Origin of the sequence: Bradyrhizobium sp., assembly GCF_030693485.1 — a bacterium.
Lineage (GTDB): Bacteria > Pseudomonadota > Alphaproteobacteria > Rhizobiales > Xanthobacteraceae > Bradyrhizobium.
In genome coordinates, this window is sequence record NZ_JAUYAN010000041.1 from 1 (window position 1) to 21461 (window position 21461).

The window sequence follows — 21461 nt, forward strand, 5'->3', positions numbered from 1 at the left end:
TGCGACCGGCACCAGCCACAGCGTCAGCCAGACCGCGCTGACTTTCAGCGCGCGGGGAAGGCTGGCGCGGACATGGTCGGGCACGACGTCGCCGAGCATGCTGTCGACCGCCGCCGAACCCTTGCCGCCGCCGTGCTCGACCGCGGCAAATTCGCTGCGTCCGCTTCGGGCGCCGAAAAATCCGACCACGCCGGCGGCAATGATGATGGCCGGGAAAGGCACGTTGAAGAAGAAGATCGCGACGAAGGCGATGGCCGCGAGCGCAACCATGATGCGGTTGCGCAGCGCGCGCTTGCCGACGCGGACCACGGCCTGGATCACGATCGCCAGCACCGCGGCCTTTAGCCCGAAGAACAGCGCCTCGACATATCCGACCTGGCCGTACGCGGCATAGATGTAGCTCAGCCCCATGATGGCGATGACGCCGGGCAGAATGAACAGGCCGCCGGCCATGATGCCGCCGGCGGTCCGGTGCAGCAGCCAACCGATATAGGTGGCGAGCTGCTGCGCCTCGGGTCCGGGCAGCAGCATGCAGTAGTTCAGCGCATGCAGGAACCGGCTTTCGGAAATCCAGTTCTTTTCCTCGACCAGGATGAGATGCATCACCGCGATCTGTCCGGCCGGGCCGCCGAAACTCAGGACGGCAATCCGCAGCCAGACCCGAAAGGCTTCACCGAAGCTGATGCCGTGGCCGGCATCCGCTCCGGAGGTTTTCTCAGCCGCCACGATATCGCTCATGGCTTTGCCTTGTTAGTGGGCCAGTTATGGGTTTCGCCCGAGGCATCGCGGCACCAGCGATAGAACGCGTCATACAGCACGATGCCGGCCTCGAGCTGCGCGAGATCGTCATCATACATCCGCGACAGCCCGAGCGATGCCGCCAGCAACCCCGGCGCTTCCGGTGAGAGGTCGAGCCTGCCGGTGTCGGCGGCGCGCACCATGGTCGCCAGCCGCAACAGAGGCGGGGTCGCGAGGCCGAATTCCTCGACCATGACGTCGAAGGTGCAGAGGTCGCCGCGATGGCTCCAGAACACGTTTTCGATATCGAACGGGACGGCGGCAAAACGCTCGCCGACCGCGACCACCTCGGACGGCGCCACGAACAGAAACACCGCGTTGGGATCGACGAACCTGCGGATCAGCCAGGGGCAGGCGATGCGGTCGATCTTCGGCCGCGCCCGGGTGACCCAGATGGTGCGGCCTTGGGCATCGCGTGCCGGCAGCTTGGCTGCCGGCACCAAAGGCAGCTTGGCGGTCTTCCAGCCCTCGAAACCATCTTCAAGGGCTTCGGCCGAAACTCCCTCGTGTCTCAGCCAGGCCGCGGCGCCCTCGGAAAGTTTCAAGCCGCGCTGGCAGATCACGATGGCCGGGCGTCCGGAAAATTCCCCGCCCCAATCGGCGGCTTGCAGGTGGCTTCGCCTGATCGCACCGGGAATCAGCCGGGGATCGGCGGCAAAATCGTCGTCGGTACGGACGTCGATCAAGGCAGGGGTGTTCGCGGTGCCGATCAGGCGTGCGAGTTTGTCAGCAGATATCGTTGTGAAGGATGACATGAATGCGCCCTCGTGAGAGATACGGGACGCGATACTTGGGCCTGACGCCTCGTGGGGAGATCGCAAAAATCCCCATGCCGCTATTACAGCCAAACCGGTGACGGCTGTCAATGTGCGTAACGCCGAATGTACCCAACGCCAAAGGGCGGCGGTCAAGGTGACTTGCCTTGCCGAGCAGTGTGCGCCGCGGGGCTACAAATTTATCCCGAATCTCGCCAGTGCCCAGGCCGTGACAAAATAAAGCACGACGGTCAGCGCGCAGCCTGCGCCCAGCGCCGGCCAAAAACCAACCCCGGCCCGCAGCAGCGCCGGCATCACCAGGAACATGGGAAGCGAAGGCAGCACGTACCAGAAGGTTGCCTCGGCATGACCGGCAATGCGCTCGATATCCCGGGTGTCGCGCCAAAGCCAGAGAATGCCCAGCAGGGACACCAGAGGGAGGGAAACGACCAGCGCGCCGAAGGCCGGACTGCGCTTGGCAATTTCGGACACTGCGGCAATGATGATGCCCGACAACAGAATTTTGATGATGAAGTAGGCCATGGCACAATCATTTCCCCGAGGACGATATGCCTGCGCGACGCCGTTGGGCAAGATGCCACAGGTCGGGGCGGCGGGACAGCGGAGATCACAATGGGTGAATGGACCGGAGTGGCGATCGCACTGGTCTCAAGCTGCCTTGGCGGCACCGCGGCCGCGATCACCCGCTATCTCGTCGGCAGCACCGATCCGATCACGCTTGCGATCCTGCGCTGGGGAATAGGTTTTGTTTGCCTGCTGCCGGTCGCGCTGCTGCTCGGCATAAAATGGCCGTCGCGCCGCGATTGGCCGGCCGTGGCACTCTTGGGGCTTTGCTTCTTCGGATTGTTTTTCGTGCTCTATAACATCGCGATCGGTTTTACGACGGCCGCGCGCGCCAGCCTCGCGCTGGCGACGCTGCCGTTGCATACCATGGTGGTCGGAGCGCTGCTCGGGATCGAGCCACTGACCAAACGCAAGACAACCGGCGTCTGCATCGCCGTGTTCGGCGTCGCCGCAGCGCTCGCCTCCGGTCTTGCGGCAGCGCCGCCGGGCGCATGGCGCGGCGAACTCATCATGACTGGTGCCGTGATGTGCATGGCGTTCTACAATGTCTGGTCGCGCCCTTTCATCCAGCGCTCGAGCGCGCTCGGTTTCCTGACCGTCGGCATGGGGGCGGGCGCCGCCGGATTGATCCTGGTCGGCTCGCTCACCGGCAGTGTCGCGGTGTTGGCCAGCCTGAGCACGCCGCAATGGATAGCGGGCATCTATCTTGGCGTCGGCGGCGGCGCGCTCGCCTTCATCCTGTGGGTGCTGGCGCTGCAGCGCGCGTCGCCGACCCGCGTCGCCAACACCATGACGGTTAACCCGGTGGCGGCGGCATTGCTCGCCACCCAGCTCGTCGGCGAACCCATCACCGCCAACCTGGTGCTTGGCCTCATCGCCGTCTTTGCCGGGATATGGATCGCCACGATGGAGGGGGCAAGGCGTAACTCTGCAGGTCCTTCGGGTTCAATTTGATCGCGTCATCACCGCGCCGCTGTTTTGGCGAGCCCACGGTTGATGTGAAACCGGTCCGGTGTGGCTGTGCACGAAGTCTTCGACATGCCCCGGCACAACGGTGCCCTCGATGTCGCAGCGGGTCTGGATCTCTACAGCGATCTCCCTGGAGATATCCCGCGACCAATGTTCGAGGGTGTTGTAGGCGGTCACGCGGACCGGGTCGTGAAACTGCCCGGCGAGGAGGTCCGCGACGATGGTTTCGGTGTCGGTCCGCTCGATCTCGATTTCGCAGTAAACCGCCCCCTGCCGGCCCTGGCGGTCGACGACGAGGTAGATGGTCTGATCCGCCCCATAGGGCACTTTCCAGCCAGTTCTTGGCATCGGCAATCTCCACCGCGGCGGCTTGGGACTACTAAGCGGCTGGAGGCATTTTGTTCCGGCTTCCGGAACTCAAATTTGCGGTGGCGGTGTGACGACCGCGATCTCGATCAGGAAATCCGGGCCGGTCACGATCCGAAAATCAGTTGCGCGGGGCGGACACCGGCGGAGGTCCCAGCCCGCTGGGCTTCTTCGGCGCCAGGCTGCCGGCGTAGAACGACGATCCCGCCACCAGGACGAGAGCCAGGAAATAAACCGCATAGGATTGCGGCGGCGTGATCGCCCACCTTACCAAACGTCGGATCGCCGCTGCCCGGCCGGCTTCGTTTTCCATGCGGTGGTTCTGCGCGAAACGGCGCGGGATGGGAAGGGGCCATGATCGCGGCTTCATACCCGCGGCGTGGAGGTTCGGGACCAATAGAGCGCCACCGGACCGAGCAGAATGCCCGCCGCCAGAACCGAGAACGCCGCCATCCAGGCGGTGGCGCTGAGCGGCCCGCCGGCGAGGTCAAGGGCGACGCCGACGCCCCAGGCGCCGAGCGCCGACAGGCTGAAGCCGACGGTGGAATGCGCCGCCATCGTCGCCCCGCGATAGTCGGGATGCGCCGCCATCGACATGCCCGAGGTCAATGCGCCGGAGTCCGCCGGCACCGTGATGGCATAGACCAGCATCAGCGGCAGCAACAGCAGGGGCGACTGGTCCGAAAATACCCCGATCAGCAGCGCCACCACAGCGGAGCTCAGCATCACGGCCGTGATGGCGCGATGCCGGCCGAACTTCAGCGCCAGTTCATTGCCGAGAATGCTGGCGGGCATCGCCAGCAGCGAAAACACCACGCTGACGACGATGGGTGAAAAGAAGGAAGACTGACCGTTTCTGGCGATCACGAACGTCCAGAACGCGACCAGCCAGGTCCGGATGCCGTAGAGCTCGAAGCAATGCGCGCCATAACCGAGCACGAACCCCATCGCCCTGGTGTTGCGGAACACCGGCGCGAAATCCAGCAAACGTCCCTGCGCCGGCCTGGGTGTGACCGGGCGCAACAGCAGGCAGACCCCCAGCATCACCACTGGACCGAGCGCGGTCACATAGAATGCGCTGCGCCAGCCAAAACTGTCCGCGACCAGTTGCGAGACCAGGAACGACAGGCCGACGCCGAACGAGAAGCTGGAGGTGTAGAACGTGATGGCACGGGATGAATCGCCGGGCGCGAGGCGGTCGGTCAGCGCCTTGAGGCCGGGCATGTAGGCGCCGGCAAAGCCGATGCCGGCGATGGCGTTGAACAATGCGCCCGACCAGAGGCCGGTGGCGAACAGTCCGAACAGCAGCGTGCCGAGCGCGCTGACCAGCGAGCCCGCGATCAGGATCTTGCGGGCATCGATCCGGTCGGTCAGCGTCGCCAGCACCGGCACGGCCAGCATGTAGCCGGCGGCCCCGGAGCCCGCCAGCAGGCCGGCCTGCGCGCCGCTCAATTGCCATTCCGGAATCAGGAACGCGGCGAGAATGGACGGCACCACGACATGCGGAAGCAGGCTGCCGAGCTGCCCCAGGCACATCGCGACGATGACGGATCGGCCCTCTAGCGGAATTTTATTCACCTGTCTCCGTTTGGGCCGCGCTAGCCGCAGCCGCATCCGGCTTTTCCTTGTTGCCTGGCATTTGCGTCGTCGATGCAGCAGGCGTCAACAGCCGATGGCGCCGGTCCGCCGCAGCACTGGCGTGCGCCGGGTGCATCGGCGCGGCTGCAGACGCCGGTTTCCGGCAGCACCAGTTCGACACGCGCCGCGGCCTCATGGTCGCCGGCGAGTTCGGCTGATATCGAGCGCACCTGCTCGTAACCGGTCAGCATCAGGAAGGTCGGCGCGCGCCCGTAGGACTTCATGCCGGCGAAATAAAAGCCGGGCTCGGCCTGCGCCAGCTCGCGCGCGCCGTGCGGCCGCACGGTACCGCAGCTATGCTCGTTTGGATCGATCAAGGGCGCCAGCTCGACCGGGCATTCGATGGCGGGATCGAGCTGGATGCGCAGTTCGCGCACGAAATCCAGATCCGGCCGGAAGCCGGTCGCCACGATCAGCTGGTCGACGACAACCTGACGGCAGCAATTACCGCCACCGGTGGCGACGGTGAGGCGAGGGCCATCGGCACCAAGATGCGAAACCCGGAATTCGCTCTCCACGGTGATCTGGCCCGCCGCGACCAGCGCGGCAAAGGCGGTGCCGAGTTCGCCGCGCGCGGCGAGCTTGTCGTTGGCGCCACCGCCAAAAGCCTTGGCGGGATCGTTGCCGCGCAGCAGCCAGACTGGCCTGGTTCCCGGTACCTCGGACGCGAGCCGGGCGAGGTCGGTCAGCGTGCCGATCGCGGAATGGCCGGCGCCGAGCACTGCGACGGTCTTGCCGGCATAACGCGCGCGATCCTTGCCCAGCACGTCGGGCATGCCATACGCGATCCTGTCCGCCGCCTGCGACTCGCCGATCGCGGGCAAGCCGTTGGCGCCCGCCGGATTGGGCGAATGCCAGGTGCCGGATGCATCGATCACGGCATCGGCGCGCATGCTTTTGGGACCTTGTCCATTCTGGTAGCGCAGCTCGAAGGGGGCGGTTTCCCGGCCCTTGCTCTTGAGCTTGTCGAAGCCGACGCGGCTGATGTCGGTGACGCGGCTCGAGGTGTAGATGTGGCTCGCCAGCGCGGTCTTGTTCGCGAGCGGTTCGAGATAGCGCTCCACCAGTTCATTGCCGGTCGGATACTGCTCGGGCTCGGGAGAATTCCAGCCGGTTGCGGCGAGCAGGCGTTCCGCGGCGCGGTCGACATTGTATTCCCACGGCGAGAACAGCTGCACGTGGCCCCATTGCCGCACCGAATGTCCGACGTCGCCGCCGGCTTCCAGCACGATCGGCTTCAGCCCGCGCTCCAGCACATGCGCGGCTGCGGCAAGGCCGACCGGGCCGGCTCCGATGATTGCGACGGTCGTGGTCTGGGTCATCCTATTCTCCTGTCAAACTAGAAGTATCGAAATAGGTGGCCGCAGCAAACTATGCGGCTGTCTTTGCGCCTGAGCATTCGGCGACACCGGTGCAGCATTCGGCGACCAGAAAATCCAGCAGTCCCCGCATCACGTCATAGTTGGCATGACACACCAGCGTCGTTGCCTCCCGCACCTGGCTGATCAGGCCGACCACCATCAGCGTCTTGATGTGATGGGAGAGGGTGGAGGGCGCGATCTTCAATTTGTCCTGCAGCCGGCCGACCGGCATTCCGGCGTCCCCCGCGCGAACCAGCGCGCGGTAGATTTTCAGCCGGGTCGGATTGCCGAGGGCTTCCAGATGTGCGGCGGCGTCATCGATTTTCATGATCGCAGAATGTCAGACGGTGGGATTGTTGTCAACCATATTTCTAGTAAGATGGAAATAATGGGTCGGTTGCTGTCGAATTCAGGGGCGCACTCAGGTGGGAGAAAGTCTTTCTTCGGCAGGCAACAGATACGTGATCAACCAGCACAACAGCAGCATCACAGCCGAGCCAACAAGACATCCGGTAATGCCGGCAAATTGGTAGAGGACGCCTGAAAGCGTAATGCCCAGCAGCCGTCCGGCGGCGTTCGCCGCGTAATAAAATCCGACGTCTTCAGCGGCTTTTTCGGATCCGGCATAGGCCAGGATCAAATAGGAGTGCAGCGAGGAATTCACCGCGAACGGCAAACCGAACAGCGCCAGTCCGATCACCAATACGAGATCGGGGCGGCCGACAACGGTGGTCTGCATGATGACGACCAGCGCGATCGGCACCGCGGCGAGCACCGCCGCCCAGAGGCGGGCGGCCGGCACCTCGCGGCTCAAGCCGTCCGGGCTGCGGCTGACGAGCAGGGGCGCGATGGCCTGCACGCCGCCATAGGCGATCGTCCAGGCCGCGAGAAACCCGCCGACTTCGAGGAAGCGCCAGCCATTGGCGTAGAGAAAAACCGGCAGCCCGACGACGAACCAGACATCGCGAGCGCCGAACATGAAGATGCGCGCGGCGGCGAGCAGGTTCACGCCGCGCGACTTGCCGAACAGTTCGCGGATGGTTTTCGAGGATTTGGCCTTGCCGAGCTGCGAGGGCAGCAGAAGCAGCCCCGCGAAAAAGATCACGCCGAGCAGTGCTGCCATCATCCACAGCGCGGGCGCGAAGCCGGCAAGGTCCAGCAACAGGCCGCCGATGAAAAACCCGATGCCCTTCATCGCGTTTTTTGAACCGGTGAACCATGCGACCCATCGGAATAGCTGCCCGCTGCCTTCAGCGGACGTTGCCTTGATCGCGGATTTGGATGCGGTCTTGGTCAAATCCTTGGCGACGCCGGCGATGCCCTGGGCGATCACGACCCACGCCACCGATGCCGCGGCTCCCCAACCGGGATCGAGCGCCGACAGCATAAGCAAGCCGGCGATCTGCAGCATCTGCCCGATCGCGAGCATGCGGGGAATGCCGAAGCGCGATGCGAAGTAGCCGCCGGCGAGGTTGGCTGCAATGCCCGCCGCCTCATAAAGCAGAAACAGGAAGGCCAGCGTGAACGGGGTATATCCCAGCCGGAAAAAGTGGAACAGGACCAGCATCCGCAACGCGCCGTCAACCAGCGTAAAGCCCCAATAGGACGCGGTGACGATGAGGTAGTTTCGGACCATGGATCTAGACGCCCGCGAGGTGGACGATGTTGGCGAGGTCCACCATCCGGCAGGCGTACCCGACTTCGTTGTCATACCAGGCGTAGACCTTGAGCAATGTCTCGTCCGTCACCATCGTGCTCAAGGCGTCCACGATCGAGCTGCGCGGATCGTTGTTGTAGTCGGCCGAGACCAGTGCCCGGATTTCCAGCCCCAGGATGCCCGCCAACACGCTTTCCGAGGCGGATTTGAACAGCTGATTGACCTCCTCGACCGTGGTCGGACGTTTCAGTTCGAAGACGCAATCGGTCAGGCTGGCGTTCAGCACCGGCACCCGCACGGCGTGACCGTTCAGCTTGCCCTTGAGCTCCGGATAGATCAGCGCGATGGCGGTAGCGCTTCCGGTCGTCGTGGGCTGCATCGAGAGCATGGCCGACCGTGCGCGGCGAAGATCCTTGTGCGGGGCGTCGACGACGACATTGGTGTTGGTCGGGTTATGGATCGTCGTGATCTGCCCGTGGCGGATTCCGATCGCCTCATGGATGACCTTGACGACCGGCGCCAGGCAGTTCGTCGTGCAGGATGCCGCCGTCAGCAGCCGATGCCGGGCCGGATCGTAGAGCTGGTCGTTGACGCCGACGACGATGTTGAGGGCCGCTTCGTCCTTGACGGGGGCAGCCACGATCACCCGTTTGACGCCGCGGTCGAAATAGGCCTGCAGTTGATCCGGCTTCAGGAATTTTCCGGTGCATTCCAGCACGACGTCGCAGCCGAGATCGCCCCAGGCGATGTCGCCGGGACTGGCTTGTTCGCTGAAGCCGATGCGCTGCTTGCCGATCGCAACGACGCCTTCGGAATCGACCGCGACGGGCTCGTGCCAGCGTCCGTGAAGGCTGTCGAATTCGAGCAGATGCGCGGTCGCGGCGATGCCGCCCTTCAGCTCGTTGATATGCACGACCTCCAGCCGGTTGCCGGCGCGTGGGTCGCTGTCGGGACGATGGATGCCGCCGAGCGCCGCGCGCAACGCGAGCCTGCCGATGCGGCCCATGCCGTTGATGCCAACTTTCATGGAAATTCCTTAGGGCGCTACACGCGTGGTATCGCCGATCTCGTCGAGGCGGGCCTTGACCGCCATGCGGTCCAGCGAGTCGAACGGCAGGCTGGTGAAAATCTCGATGCGGCGCCGGATCATCGCGTAGAGTTCATTCAGAAGCGTGGTGCGCTCGGTCGGCGATCCCGTGAACTGCGCCGGATCGGGCAGCGGCCAGGCGCCGGTAACGAACTGATTGCCGAAATCGGGACAAAACTGACCGTTGGGTGCGTCGCAGAGCGCGATGATGAAGTCCATCCGGGGCGCGTCAGGTCCCCTGAACTCGTCCCATGATTTGGAGTGCAGGTGCGACACGTCGTGCCCGAGGGCTGTCAGCCGCTCGATCACCTCCGGAACCGGTTCCCTGGCCGGATTCGATCCGGCGGAATAGGCCCGAAAGCGGCCACGGCCGATCTTCTCGAGCAGGGTTTCGGCGATGATCGACCGGGCGGAATTCTGCGTGCACAGGAACAGGACATTGAACGCGGGCGTCATGAATGTCTCCGTCGGTTCCGTGGCGAGGATTCGGGATGGCAGATCGAATGCGTCCCCGCACAGATCCGGGCGGCCGTTGCAGCAGTCCTGCGAGAGAAATTCGAGCAGGCCCCTGAAGCCGGTGACGTCGGCCCGATAGTTCATCGAGCGGCCGTCTTTCTCGGCCGAAATCAAGCCCGCGCGGCTGAGAATGCCGAGATGTGTCGACATCGTGTTGTGCGGCACCTCGCAAAGCCGGGCGATCTCGCCGGCAGGCAGACTTTGCGGGTGGACCGCGAGCAGATGACGAACCGCAGCGAGGCGGGTCGGCTGCGCCAGCGATCCGAAGCCGTCGATGGCGATCGCTTCTCGATTACTTCCGTCCATCTGCGTTTTCCAAAAAGAGGAGGATTCTTGATTTACGTCGATATAGATGGACGCATTGGATGACAGGGACATGACAAAATCGAGAGAATGGAGGTCAAATACCGCCAATATCGCCAATTATTAATTCCATCTGTCGAGATGTAAAGACATGTTGTGGAAAGCCTGGCCAATTTCCACTATTCACGAACCTGATTGGATGCGGCCGATAAAAGTCGGGTAATGGGGGATCGCGACTGATGCCCGGAATGCAGGAACCAGGATGAATCTGTTCGAACGATATCTCTCGCTGTGGGTCGCGCTGTGCATCGTTGCGGGCGTAGGCCTCGGGCATCTTGTGCCCGGTGCGTTTGCCACAATTGCCGGCGCGGAGGTCGCGCGGGTCAATCTGCCGGTAGCCGGGCTGGTCTGGCTGATGATCATCCCGATGCTGCTGAAGATCGACTTCGGTGCGCTCGGCCAAGTGCGCGAGCACTGGCGCGGCGTCGGCGTCACCCTGTTCATCAACTGGGCGGTCAAGCCGTTCTCGATGGCGCTGTTGGGTTCGCTGTTCATCGGCCATCTGTTCGCGCCGCTGCTGCCGTCTGCACAAATTCCGTCCTATATCGCCGGCCTCATCCTGCTGGCCGCAGCGCCTTGCACTGCCATGGTGTTCGTCTGGTCGAACCTGTGCGAGGGCGAGCCGCATTTCACGCTGAGCCAGGTCGCGCTCAATGACGTCATCATGGTGTTTGCCTTCGCACCGCTGGTCGGACTGCTGCTCGGCGTCGCCTCGATCGCGGTGCCGTGGGCCACGCTGCTGATCTCGGTGGTGCTCTATATCGTGGTGCCCGTCATCATCGCGCAGCTATGGCGGCGCGTATTGCTGGCAAGCGGGCCGGCGGCGTTGCAGAAGACCCAGCACAGGCTGCAGCCAGTGTCGCTGCTTGCCCTCCTGACCACGCTGGTGCTGCTGTTCGGTTTCCAGGGCGAGCAGATCATCGCACAGCCCCTGGTGATCGTTCTGCTGGCGGTACCAATCCTGATTCAGGTCTATCTCAATGCGGGGCTGGCCTATTGGCTGAGCCGGCGTTTTGGCGTGGCCTGGTGTGTCGCCGCTCCGGCGGCGCTGATCGGCGCCAGCAACTTCTTCGAACTCGCGGTCGCCGCCGCCATCGGCCTGTTCGGCCTCAATTCCGGCGCAGCGCTGGCCACCGTGGTCGGCGTGCTGGTCGAGGTGCCCGTGATGCTGTCGGTGGTCTATCTGGTGAAGGCTTCACGGGGCTGGTACGAGGCCGGCGGCGGCGCCGCCGCGGCGGTCAAGAATGAAGCGCAAGCTTGATACGATGCATCACAATCTATGATTGCCCGATCTTCGGAGCAGGCGTCGCCAGTTTGGGCTCTCAGCACGCCCGCAGCGCTTCCGGCCCGTCGCCGACCATGGCCGGCTGCCGCGCCAGCGACACCGCCGGCGACAGCAGGATCACCAGCGCCTGGACGCCGAAGATGATCGCGGCGAGATAGAGGCAGGCCTCCGCGCCAAAAAGCCCGCCGACGAGGGCGCCGAGCGCGGAGCCGAGCGGGCGCGCGCCATAGCTCATGATGTTGATCGCGGAGACCCTGCCCAGCAGTGACGGCGGCGTCACCGACTGCCGTAGGGTGGTGGTCGAGATCACCCACAGGATCGGGCCGGCGCCGAGCAAAAAGAAGCTCAAACCCGCCAGTGATGGCGACGGGACATAGGTGGTGAGCGCCATCACCCAGGCGGCGACGAAGCCCGTGACCGGTCCGAGCCCGATCACGGTGCCGAAGGCGAGGCGGCGCATCAGTCGCGTCGCCAGCAGCGCGCCGCACACCATGCCGGCGCCGTACATCCCGAGCGTGAGGCCGATTCCGATCGCCGACAATCCGAGACGGCGCACCGCATAGGGCACGAACACCGCCAGCAGCAGGAACGACGCGGTGTTGAAGATGAACTGGGTGATGAACACCGGCCGCAGCAGCGGATGATGCAGCACGAACGCGGCGCCCTCCTTGATCTCCTGCAGCGGATGGCGGCGCGTCGCCGGCGAACGGACCGGTTCATGGATGCCCGACAGCAGCCCCACGGCGATCACGGAGAGCGCTGCGGCCACGCCGAAGGCGGTGGCCGCACCCGTCCATCCCACCAGTACGCCACCCAGCGCAGGGCCGCTGGCGAACGCCACGGTGCGCGCCAACTCGATCCGCGCATTGGCCGCGGGCAAGACGTCAGGCGTCACCAGCGATGGCACCAGCGCCGGCGCCGCCACGCTGTAGGCGACGGTGCCGCAGACCGCGACGAAGCCGAGCAGGGCCAGCAGCGGCAGCGTCAGCCCATCCAGCCAGATCAGCACGAGAATGGCGGCCAGCGCTCCCGCGCGCAGGCCTTCGGCGCCCGCCATCAGCCGGCGCCGCGAGATGCGGTCGGCGAGCAGACCGGCGGGGATCGCGAACAGGATGAACGGCAGCGTCAGTGCGGTCTGCAGCAGCCCGGTCTGGCCTTCGCCGACCCCGAGCATGATGACGGCAACGATGGGCGCCGCCACCAGCGCGATCTGCTCGGCCGATTGCGCCGCCAGGTTGGACCAGGCCAGCCGGTTGAAGGTTTTCGGCAAGCGAGGCGCGTGGTGGATCACAGTCATGGCGTGGCTTCCCGGCAAATCGGCAGGCTGCCACTGTCTCGTGCCCAGGTCGTCCAGGCCACCCGTTTCCCGATAACCCGATCGCTGTGCTATTCCTCGACCAGAAATCAGAATGCCGGAGGAGAAGCGCGTGGCAAGACTGCCGTTGATCGACCCGGAAACCACCACCGGAGACGTCCGCGCATCCTTCGACAGGATGCCGGTGAAGCTGAACATCTTTCGCATGATGGCGCACGCCGAGGCCAACATGATCCCGGCGATGCGGCTCGGCAATTCCATCCTGCACAAGCAGAAGCTCAGTGCGGTGAACCGCGAATTGCTGATCCTTGAGGTCGCGCAACTGGAAGGCGGCGCCTATGAATGGCGCCAGCATGTGCCGATCGCGCTCGGCGTCGGCGTCTCCCAGTCCCAGATCGACGCGCTGGCGCGCGGCGACCATGGCGATGAAGCCTTCAACGTGGCGGAACGGGCGCTGCTGGCCTTCGGCCGTGAGGTCACCGAAAACGTGCGGGTACCGGAACCGGTTTTCGCAGGCATGCGCCAGCATTTCAGCGAACAGGAAATCGTCGAGACCATCGTCGCCATCGGGTTCTACATGATGATGGCGCGCCTCACCGAAGCGACCGAGACCGATCTCGATCCGGCCGCCGGCATGCGGGTCTATGACGGCGGCAAGCCGCGGAGCGCTTGAGCGCAACGCTGGAATGTAACGGCGGAGCGAAAAGCATGAGCCTATTGTTCGGCAAGGTGTGCCAGAACGGCTATGTCGTTCGCGACATCGAGAAGGCGATGAAGTTCTGGATCGAGGTGATTCGCGTCGGCCCGTTCTTCTACATCCCCAGGGTTAAGACCGACTGGTTTCGCTATCGCGGCGTCGATTCGGCCGTCGAGATGAGCATCGCGCTGGCCAATTCCGGCGACCTGCAGATCGAACTGATCCAGCAGCGCAACGACGCGCCCTCGATGTATCTCGACCACCTGGATGCCCACGGCGAGGGCATGCAGCACATGTCGTACTGGAGCAACGACTATCAGGCGCTTTACGACCGCGCCATTGCCGCAGGTTTCACCGTCGGCCATGAAGGACAGATCGGCGGCGCGCAGGGGCGGTTCGCCTATTTCGAAAGTGCGGGACATCCGGGGACGGTGATCGAGATCTCCGACATCAGCGGCGGCAAGGGCCGCTTCTTCGGCCACATCAGGAAAGCCGCCGCCAACTGGGACGGCAGCGAGCCGGTGCGGATGATCGAGAGCTAGACAATGCGTATGGCACCTAATCCTGCGGCTCGGAAAACACCTCGCCTGACGCGTCGATGCGCAGCCAGCCGGAGGGTGCGAGGCGCTGCTGTGGCAGGAAGCGGCCCTTGTAGTCCATCTTCCTGGAGCCTTCGATCCAGTAGCCGAGATAGACGTAAGGCAATCCCAGCCGGCGGGCGCGCGCGATGTGGTCGAGGATCATGAAGGTGCCGAGCGAGCGGCTTTCCTCCGATGGTTCGAAGAACGAATACACCATCGATAGCCCGTCGCTGAGCACGTCGGTCAGCGCCACCGCCACCAGTTCCTGGCCGCGGCCGGTGATGCCGGTATCGATGCCGCGCTTGCGGTATTCGATGATGCGGGTTTCGACGTGGCTGTCCTCCACCATCATGGCGTAGTCCAGCACGGTCATGTCGGCCATGCCGCCATGGCGGTGCCGCGCATCAAGATAGGCGCGAAACACGGAATATTGTTCCGAGGTCGGCACCGCGCTGCGCTGTTCGCCGGTGATGTCGGCGTTGCGGGCCGCGATCTTGCGGAAATTGCGCGAGGGGCGGAACTCGTTGGCGACCACGCGGACCGACACGCAGGCGCGGCACTGGTCGCAGGCGGGGCGGTAGGCGATCGACTGGCTGCGCCTGAAGCCACCATGGGTGAGCAGATCGTTGAGATCGCCCGCCTTGTCGCCGACCAGATGCGTGAACACCTTGCGTTCGTGCCGGCCCGGCAAATAGGGGCAGGGCGACGGCGCCGTCAGGTAGAATTGCGGGGTGTCACGGGAGTGCTGGGTCACGTTGTGTCGTCGGGCCTCCGAAGGCGAAGCAGCCTAGTATAGCATTTTCAAGCGAAGTGGGTACCGGTTCGCGTGAAGAAAACGCGTCAAAATACCAACGCAATTCGGCTCCGATTCAATCGGCGCCGAACAAGAGCATCGCGCCGCGGAGGCTAACGGTCAATCAATTTGCAGGGTCAAAATGTCCTGGCGTGCTGGGCTATTTGGGTCCGGACCGAGCTGTTCATCACCACGGTCCCCAGCACGATGTCGTGCAGCAGCCGGCGGCGGCCATTGAACAGGCCGACCAGCAGCACGAACGGGGTCAGGAACGAGATCGAAATCCAGAACAGCACCGCATGCATGGCTCCCAGAACAAAATAACCCGGCGCGCCGTACCAGGTGCGCAGTTCCAGATCCATCACACGCATGCCCAGCGTGGCCGAATGCGGCCCGCCAATCGATGCGCCGTAATAAACGATCGCCCAGACCACGGTTGCCGGCCAGGCCAGCCAGAACAGCATCCAGCCGAGCCCGAGGGTGATGACGCCGAACACCGCGATGAACAGGTAGCCCAGAATCACCGGGACGGTCAGCACCACGAGGTCGATCAGGAACGCGAACACCCGCCGCGTCAGCACGCCGCGAAACAATTCCGGCTGCTGCTCGGGATCGAAAGCATGGGGCTGCACCCCCGGGGAGTTGCGCCAGGCGCCGCCGCCAGTGTTGCCCGAATCGCTGTGAGTCATGGTCAGTCCTCCAGACCGTGCATTCCCGCAACTGCAGATGGGAACCGGCGGCGTGCGCGCAAGAGCCGGGCGGGTTACGAAACTGCAATAATCAGTCGATTCCGCGACGGGTGCCCATCACCCCCGTCATTGCGAGGAGCGCTCTTGTCCGCCGAAGCCCGCCTTCGGGCGAAGGCGGATGCGACGAAGCAATCCCATCCAATCCAACTTCCTTCGTTGCCGCGCGATGGATTGCTTCGCGGAGCCTGTCATCGGGCGGCGCTTCGCGCCGACCCGTTGGCTCGCAATGACGGGTAGGGGTCCTACCCCTGCTGCTTCAGCTTCTCCGCCGCCTGCGGCGCGAAATACGTCAAAATGCCGTCGGCGCCGGCGCGCTTGAAGCCGAGCAGGCTTTCCATCATCGCGCGCTCGCCGTCGATCCAGCCGTTATTGGCGGCGGCCGCGATCATCGCGTATTCGCCGGACACCTGGTAGACGAAGGTCGGCATCGCGAAGGTGTCCTTCACCCGCCGCACGATGTCGAGATAGGGCATCCCGGGCTTCACCATCACCATGTCGGCGCCCTCGGCGATGTCGAGTTCGACCTCGCGCAGCGCCTCGTCGGAATTGGCGGAGTCCATCTGGTAGGTGCGCTTGTCGCCGGTCAGCGCCTTCGCCGAACCGATGGCGTCGCGGAACGGGCCGTAGAAGGCGGAGGCGTATTTCGCCGCATAGGACATGATCTGCACGTCGAGGAAGCCGGCGTCGTCGAGCCCCTCGCGGATGGCGCCGACGCGGCCGTCCATCATGTCGGAGGGCGCGATGATGTCGCAGCCGGCTTCGGCCTGCACCAGCGCCTGGCGCACCAGCACCGCGACCGTCTCGTCGTTGAGGATGCGGCCGTCCTGGATCAGGCCGTCATGGCCGTGGCTGGTGAAGGGATCGAGCGCCACGTCGCACAGCACGCCGAGATCGGGGAACTCCTTCTTGATGGCGCGCACCGACTGGCAGACCAGATTGTCCGAATTCAGCGCCTCGGAGCCGTGCTCGTCGCGCAGGGAAGGCTCGGTATAGGGGAACAGCGCGATGCAGGGGATATGCAGCTTCATGGCGCGCTCGGCGTCACGCACCGCCTGATCGACGCTGAGGCGGTCGACGCCCGGCATCGAGGCGACTGGAGCGCGCTTGTTGTGGCCGTCGACCACGAACAGCGGCCAGATCAGGTCATCGGCGGTCAGCACGTTCTCCCGCACCAGCCGCCGCGCCCATTCGGACTTGCGGTTGCGGCGCGGGCGCACCACGAGGTCGAGCGAGGGGGCGGCGAGGGCGGTTTCCCGCCGCGGCGCGTCGCGCATTTCGATCGGACGGCCGAATTTGATCGCCATGGTAGGGGCACTCCTGAAGGCGGCAGACTGGACTTGTTCCAATCCTAACATCTTGCCGGCCGTGCGTCATTGGCATCTTGACCTGCCGCAAATCGGCCGGCGGCTCGCCTGGCGGATTGATTTTGCCGCGCCGAGGGGTCAAGAGTCGCTCCATGAACGCGCATTTTCCTGTAACGATCGGCACTCCGCATGTCTGAAGCCCCATCGCGCGACCAGCCGCGCGACAATGCGATGTCGGTGGCGGCGATTTCGTCGGAGCGAATTGAATCCGACGACAATGCGTGGACCCGGCGGCTGGTGTTTTTCCTGCGCATCATGGCCGTCGTCTCGGTGGCCAAGGGTCTCTATCACTGGGCCCAGGTCACCGGCTTCATCGGTGGCGAGGAAGAGGCGTTCGAGAACCAGCCGATGGCGTGGCAGACCGCCACGGTTTATTTCGCCGTGATCGAACTGGTCGCCGCGGTCGGATTGTGGCTGGCGACGCCGTGGGGGGCCGTGGTGTGGCTGACCACCGTGGTATCGATGGCGGTGATCGAACTGATGTTTCCGGGAATTTACGGCGGCAGCCTGACGGTGGTGGCGCTGGAAGCGTTGATGCTGGCGGCGTATCTCGCGCTGGCATGGATGGCCGCGCGCGAACGGCCGCCATAACGCGCGAACTGCCGCAACGGTGAGAGCAAATTCGCGAGGCGTGCAGAAAAAGGCGCGCCATCGCCTAAAATTTTCGGGAATTTTCGCGGTAACTTTTGAGTCACCCTAACGGCGCGGTCACACCTGTTACGCAGTCGTTTCGAATTTGAACGGTCCTGTTCCCATATGCGACAGAACGCGCCAACGAAGCGTGAACAGGGGCTCTCCAGCGTTATCGAAAGATTGCCAAAAGCCCTTTATTAACGGGCTTAATCCGCGATTCACTGTCTTAAATTCATGATCTCTTTATTGTCTTATTTAAGCGGATCTTCAAACCGGCCCCTTACGTTGAAGCTATCAGGCGGGACACAAGTTTCGTCGAATAAGTCGATAAAAACGACAACAGGGGAAGTGTCATGATGAAAGCCGTTGCAACGGTGGCCGAAACCACCGAACGCGCTCCGGGTCAAGCTCCGGTGCAGCCGCTCTATCTCGAAGCATTGACTTTGGTGGAGCGGCTGCATCGCCGGCTGCTCGACGTGATCAAGGACGAATTCGACCGCCGCGGCCGCGCCGACATCAACTCGGTACAGGCGCTCTTGCTCTACAACATCGGCGACAAGGAACTGACCGCGGGCGAACTGCGCACGCGCGGTTACTACCTCGGCTCCAACGTCTCCTACAATCTGAAGAAGCTCGTCGAGATGGGCTTCCTCGATCATCAGCGTTCGCGCGTCGACCGCCGCTCGGTTCGCATCCGCCTCACGCCGCAGGGCCAGGAAATCCGCAAGATCGTCGACGCGCTCTATCAGAAGCACGTCAAGACGGTGGAGCAGGTCGGCGGCATCTCGAACGAGGAATTCGCGACCCTGAACAAGTCGCTGCACCGGCTCGAGCGGTTCTGGACCGACCAGATCCTGTATCGGCTCTGAGACTTATTCGACTGCGAGATCAGGCCAAGCCGGCTTCTTAAAAGACCGGCGGCAACTAGATCAAAGACTTCCCCAAGCGCATCGGCCCGGACACCCGGACCGGTGCGTTCTGTTTTTGCTGGGGTTTTTGCCGCGGCGGGCGCGGGTTTCCCGAAATGGAACTTTTTCTCCGGTTCACGCTTATTCCTCGTGACGGAGGACGAGCCATGCTGGTCGAGCGCGGATTGCAGGTGATGAATGTGGAGGTGGTCGGCGATGCCTATGCCATCGCCGCCAACTATCTGCGCCGTTCCGGCGTCATCCCCGACATTCTCGCCACCAACGACCGGCTGCTGGAAATCATCGTGACGATGTTCCAGCGCGGCGAATTCAACCGGATCCGCCTCGCCAACAATGCGATCGCGAAATTCGAAGCCAGCGCACTCATTCGATCGTAAACCCCCGGAGGATTGCATGGAACCCGCCATCGACCGCATTATGATGACTTACGATCTCTTGGTGAACCGCACCGCCGCCGCCAGCGCCGAAGCGCGCGCCAAGGTGACGGAGTATCTGATGACGCTGATGGAAGCCGGCGAGAAGGATACGCACCGGCTGACCGTGTGCGGGCTGACTTATTTGCGTGAACTCGACGGGTCGAGCGATCCGGTGAAGGCGGGGTTTACGGGGCTGTAGGGCGCACTTCGGCGCGAGACGCCTGTTTGCGTTGCTGACATCGCGCGGAGCCGATACACCTCGGGGCAATCATCACCCCGAGGAAACCTCATGCTCACCCTGCATCATCTCAACGACTCCCGCTCGCAACGTATTTTCTGGCTGCTGGAAGAACTCGGCACGCCCTATGAAATCATGCATTACCAGCGCAACGCCGAGACGCGGCTGGCGCCGCCGGAATTGACCGCGGTGCATCCGCTCGGCAAGTCGCCCGTCATCACCGATGGCGGCCTCACCATCGCGGAGTCGGGCGCGATCGTCGATTATCTCATCAGGAAGTACGGTAAGGGAGCGCTGATGCCGGCGCCCGGCAGCACCGACTACGAAGCCTACAATGAGTGGCTGCATTACTCCGAGGGCTCGGCGATGCTGCCGCTTATGCTGAACCTCTATGTGTCCCGGTTGAAAGAAGCCGGCGCTCCGTTGCATCCGCGGATCGACAGCGAGTTGAAAAATCACCTCGGCTATGTCGACGGCGCGCTGAAGGGCAGGGAATTCTTCGTCGGGACGTCGCTGAGCGGGGCGGACATCCAGATGAGCTTTGTCGGCGAAATGGCAAAAGTGTTCGACAAGCTCGCGCCGTATCCGAACCTGGCGGCGTGGCTGGCGCGGATGCATGCGCGGCCGGCGTTCCAGCGCTCGGTCGAGAAGGGCGGGGCGTACCGGTTCGCGAAATGACGCGGGGCGGGGGCGGATCCTGGCGAGCGTCGTCCCGGCCAAGTGAGCGCAGCGAACGCCGAGCCGGGATTCATACGCCGTGTCCTCTCGTGGGATGAAGGTGGCAAACACCTTCCTTTCACCTCGCGGGCCGCGGCGTATGGGCCCCGGCGTTCGCCGGGGCGACGAAAGACGGGTGAAGGTCGCTCCAGGGCGACGGTTGAGAAGCCCCCCGTCCCCACCATATCTTGCATAAATATCAGCCATGTACCGCAAGCGCTTGGCCGCCGCCGCCTGATATGGTATCCCGCCAGCGCCGCTTTCGATCGCCACACGTGACCGGCCGCACCTCAGCTAACAGGTTGCGGCGGTGGAGATATTTCGCTCATGAGCTCTTTTGCCACTAGCGCCAAGACCGCTTCCGCGCCCGACTCGTTCTTTACCGCCACCCTGGAGCAGGCCGATCCCGAGATCGCAGCCGCGATCAAGGGCGAACTCGGTCGCCAGCGTCATGAGGTCGAGCTGATCGCCTCGGAAAACATCGTCAGCCGCGCGGTGCTGGAAGCCCAGGGCTCGGTGATGACCAACAAATATGCCGAGGGCTATCCGGGCGCGCGCTATTATGGCGGCTGCGAATGGGTCGACGTTGCCGAGACGCTGGCGATCGACCGGGCCAAGAAACTGTTCGGCGCCGGCTTTGCCAATGTGCAGCCGAATTCCGGCAGCCAGATGAACCAGGCGGTGTTCCTGGCGCTGCTGCAGCCCGGCGACACCTTTATGGGCCTCGATCTCGCCGCCGGCGGCCATCTTACCCATGGCTCGCCTGTCAACATGTCCGGCAAATGGTTCAAGGCCTCGCATTACACAGTGCGGCGCGAGGACCAGATCGTCGACATGGATGCGGTCGCCAAACAGGCCGAGGAAGTGCGGCCCAAACTGATCATCGCCGGCGGCTCGGCCTATTCGCGCGCCTGGGATTTCAAGCGTTTTCGCGAGATCGCCGACTCGGTCGGCGCTTACCTCCTGGTCGACATGGCGCATTTTGCCGGCCTCGTCGCCGGTGGCGTGCATGCCTCGCCGGTGCCGCACGCCCATGTCACCACCACGACCACGCATAAATCGCTGCGCGGTCCGCGCGGCGGCCTGATCCTGTGCAATGACGAAGCGCTGGCCAAGAAGCTGAACTCGGCGATCTTCCCGGGCCTGCAGGGCGGCCCGCTGATGCATGTGATCGCGGCCAAGGCGGTTGCGTTCGCCGAAGCGCTGCGCCCGGACTTTAAAATCTACGCCAGGAACGTGGTCGAGAACGCAAAGGCCTTGGCGGAGACACTGCGCGCCCAGGGGTTCGATATTGTTTCCGGCGGCACCGACAACCATCTGATGCTGGTGGACCTGCGGCCGAAGGGCCTCAAGGGCAACGTCTCGGAAAAGGCGCTGGTCCGCGCCGCCATCACCTGCAACAAGAACGGCATCCCGTTTGATCCGGAAAAGCCGTTCGTCACCTCGGGCCTTCGCCTCGGCACCCCGGCGGCGACCACGCGCGGGTTCGGCGTCGCCGAATTCAAGCAGGTCGGCATGATGATATCGGAAGTACTCAACGCCATCGCGCAGTCGGAAACCGGCTCGGCGCCGATGGTGGAAGCCGCGATCAAGGAACGGGTCAAGGCGCTCACCGACCGCTTCCCGATCTACCAGTAAAGGTCTCAGAC

At 63.9% G+C, this 21461-nt stretch carries 25 protein-coding genes; 10 read left to right on the forward strand and 15 right to left on the reverse strand.

From position 1 onward, the window contains the following. The 3 genes from Q8N40_RS03050 to Q8N40_RS03060 form a co-directional block, all read right to left on the reverse strand. Window positions 1-738 (reverse strand): chromate transporter (locus Q8N40_RS03050; RefSeq protein ID WP_305710759.1); only part of this gene is annotated, 738 nt, incomplete at its 3' end. Then, on the reverse strand, window positions 735-1553 hold the full coding sequence (locus tag Q8N40_RS03055; protein WP_305710760.1) for a chromate resistance protein ChrB domain-containing protein: 819 nt from the start codon (window positions 1551-1553) through the stop codon (window positions 735-737). The genes Q8N40_RS03050 and Q8N40_RS03055, both read right to left, overlap by 4 nt. Window positions 1554-1745: 192 nt before the next feature. Then, window positions 1746-2096, reverse strand: coding sequence for a DUF3147 family protein (locus Q8N40_RS03060; RefSeq protein WP_305710761.1), 351 nt, complete (start codon window positions 2094-2096; stop codon window positions 1746-1748). 90 nt (window positions 2097-2186) lie between these two features. On the opposite strand from Q8N40_RS03060, the gene Q8N40_RS03065 reads away from it, so the two are divergent. Further along, entirely contained in the window at window positions 2187-3092 is a 906-nt protein-coding gene (locus Q8N40_RS03065) for a DMT family transporter (protein WP_305319781.1), read from the forward strand. Here Q8N40_RS03065 and Q8N40_RS03070 read toward each other — a convergent pair. The 8 genes from Q8N40_RS03070 to Q8N40_RS03105 form a co-directional block, all read right to left on the reverse strand. Then, window positions 3084-3455: a hypothetical protein gene (locus Q8N40_RS03070; RefSeq protein ID WP_305710762.1), complete on the reverse strand. Its 372-nt coding sequence runs from the start codon at window positions 3453-3455 to the stop codon at window positions 3084-3086. The two genes, Q8N40_RS03065 and Q8N40_RS03070, sit on opposite strands and share 9 nt — an antisense overlap. Window positions 3456-3594: 139 nt before the next feature. Further along, window positions 3595-3786 carry a hypothetical protein gene (locus tag Q8N40_RS03075; protein WP_305710763.1) on the reverse strand — a complete coding sequence of 64 codons (192 nt, stop codon included), beginning with the start codon at window positions 3784-3786 and terminating at the stop codon, window positions 3595-3597. A 53-nt stretch (window positions 3787-3839) separates the two neighbouring features. Next, the gene (locus tag Q8N40_RS03080; protein ID WP_305710786.1) at window positions 3840-5009 is read right to left on the reverse strand and encodes an MFS transporter; all 1170 of its coding nucleotides are present in this window, start codon (window positions 5007-5009) and stop codon (window positions 3840-3842) included. 62 nt (window positions 5010-5071) lie between these two features. Further along, complete coding sequence (locus Q8N40_RS03085; RefSeq protein WP_305710764.1) at window positions 5072-6433, reverse strand: NAD(P)-binding domain-containing protein; 1362 nt, start codon at window positions 6431-6433, stop codon at window positions 5072-5074. Between the two features lie 49 nt (window positions 6434-6482). After that, a complete protein-coding gene (locus Q8N40_RS03090; RefSeq protein WP_305710765.1) occupies window positions 6483-6800 on the reverse strand; it encodes a helix-turn-helix transcriptional regulator in 318 nt (105 codons plus the stop codon). 93 nt (window positions 6801-6893) lie between these two features. Beyond that, window positions 6894-8108 (reverse strand): organoarsenical effux MFS transporter ArsJ, encoded by a 1215-nt coding sequence (gene arsJ, locus Q8N40_RS03095; RefSeq protein ID WP_305710766.1) that lies wholly within the window; start codon window positions 8106-8108, stop codon window positions 6894-6896. Window positions 8109-8112: 4 nt separating this feature from the next. Then, a complete protein-coding gene (locus Q8N40_RS03100) occupies window positions 8113-9156 on the reverse strand; it encodes an ArsJ-associated glyceraldehyde-3-phosphate dehydrogenase (RefSeq protein WP_305710767.1) in 1044 nt (347 codons plus the stop codon). 9 nt (window positions 9157-9165) lie between these two features. Next, complete coding sequence (locus Q8N40_RS03105; RefSeq protein ID WP_305710768.1) at window positions 9166-10038, reverse strand: helix-turn-helix domain-containing protein; 873 nt, start codon at window positions 10036-10038, stop codon at window positions 9166-9168. A 259-nt stretch (window positions 10039-10297) separates the two neighbouring features. Between Q8N40_RS03105 and arsB the strand changes: the two genes are divergently transcribed. After that, entirely contained in the window at window positions 10298-11356 is a 1059-nt protein-coding gene (gene arsB, locus Q8N40_RS03110; RefSeq protein WP_305710769.1) for an ACR3 family arsenite efflux transporter, read from the forward strand. Between the two features lie 61 nt (window positions 11357-11417). On the opposite strand, the gene Q8N40_RS03115 is transcribed toward arsB, so the two are convergent. Continuing rightward, window positions 11418-12677 carry an MFS transporter gene (locus Q8N40_RS03115; RefSeq protein ID WP_371135597.1) on the reverse strand — a complete coding sequence of 420 codons (1260 nt, stop codon included), beginning with the start codon at window positions 12675-12677 and terminating at the stop codon, window positions 11418-11420. A gap of 130 nt (window positions 12678-12807) precedes the next feature. Here Q8N40_RS03115 and Q8N40_RS03120 point away from each other — a divergent pair, with 130 nt between their 5' ends. Together Q8N40_RS03120 and Q8N40_RS03125 are read left to right on the forward strand one after the other, a co-directional pair. Beyond that, a complete protein-coding gene (locus Q8N40_RS03120) occupies window positions 12808-13368 on the forward strand; it encodes a carboxymuconolactone decarboxylase family protein (protein ID WP_305710770.1) in 561 nt (186 codons plus the stop codon). Window positions 13369-13403: 35 nt separating this feature from the next. After that, window positions 13404-13934, forward strand: coding sequence for a VOC family protein (locus Q8N40_RS03125; RefSeq protein WP_305710771.1), 531 nt, complete (start codon window positions 13404-13406; stop codon window positions 13932-13934). Window positions 13935-13950: 16 nt separating this feature from the next. On the opposite strand, the gene Q8N40_RS03130 is transcribed toward Q8N40_RS03125, so the two are convergent. From Q8N40_RS03130 to hemB, 3 genes are all read right to left on the reverse strand, one after another. Continuing rightward, a complete protein-coding gene (locus tag Q8N40_RS03130; RefSeq protein WP_305710772.1) occupies window positions 13951-14727 on the reverse strand; it encodes an arginyltransferase in 777 nt (258 codons plus the stop codon). A 176-nt stretch (window positions 14728-14903) separates the two neighbouring features. Further along, window positions 14904-15455, reverse strand: a complete 552-nt coding sequence (locus tag Q8N40_RS03135; protein ID WP_305710773.1) for an RDD family protein — start codon at window positions 15453-15455, stop codon at window positions 14904-14906. Between the two features lie 302 nt (window positions 15456-15757). Further along, the gene (hemB, locus tag Q8N40_RS03140) at window positions 15758-16819 is read right to left on the reverse strand and encodes a porphobilinogen synthase (RefSeq protein WP_305710774.1); all 1062 of its coding nucleotides are present in this window, start codon (window positions 16817-16819) and stop codon (window positions 15758-15760) included. Between the two features lie 189 nt (window positions 16820-17008). On the opposite strand from hemB, the gene Q8N40_RS03145 reads away from it, so the two are divergent. The 6 genes from Q8N40_RS03145 (at window position 17009) to glyA (ending at window position 21450) form a co-directional block, all read left to right on the forward strand. After that, window positions 17009-17470: a DUF6163 family protein gene (locus Q8N40_RS03145; RefSeq protein WP_305318614.1), complete on the forward strand. Its 462-nt coding sequence runs from the start codon at window positions 17009-17011 to the stop codon at window positions 17468-17470. Window positions 17471-17865: 395 nt separating this feature from the next. Beyond that, entirely contained in the window at window positions 17866-18381 is a 516-nt protein-coding gene (gene ldtR, locus Q8N40_RS03150; protein WP_305710775.1) for a transcriptional regulator LdtR, read from the forward strand. A 206-nt stretch (window positions 18382-18587) separates the two neighbouring features. Beyond that, window positions 18588-18818 carry a hypothetical protein gene (locus tag Q8N40_RS03155; protein WP_305319272.1) on the forward strand — a complete coding sequence of 77 codons (231 nt, stop codon included), beginning with the start codon at window positions 18588-18590 and terminating at the stop codon, window positions 18816-18818. Between the two features lie 16 nt (window positions 18819-18834). Then, window positions 18835-19056, forward strand: a complete 222-nt coding sequence (locus tag Q8N40_RS03160) for a hypothetical protein (RefSeq protein ID WP_305319273.1) — start codon at window positions 18835-18837, stop codon at window positions 19054-19056. Window positions 19057-19146: 90 nt separating this feature from the next. Further along, window positions 19147-19773 carry a glutathione S-transferase family protein gene (locus tag Q8N40_RS03165; RefSeq protein ID WP_305319274.1) on the forward strand — a complete coding sequence of 209 codons (627 nt, stop codon included), beginning with the start codon at window positions 19147-19149 and terminating at the stop codon, window positions 19771-19773. A gap of 366 nt (window positions 19774-20139) precedes the next feature. Continuing rightward, entirely contained in the window at window positions 20140-21450 is a 1311-nt protein-coding gene (glyA, locus tag Q8N40_RS03170; RefSeq protein ID WP_305710776.1) for a serine hydroxymethyltransferase, read from the forward strand. Window positions 21451-21461: the final 11 nt, after the last annotated feature.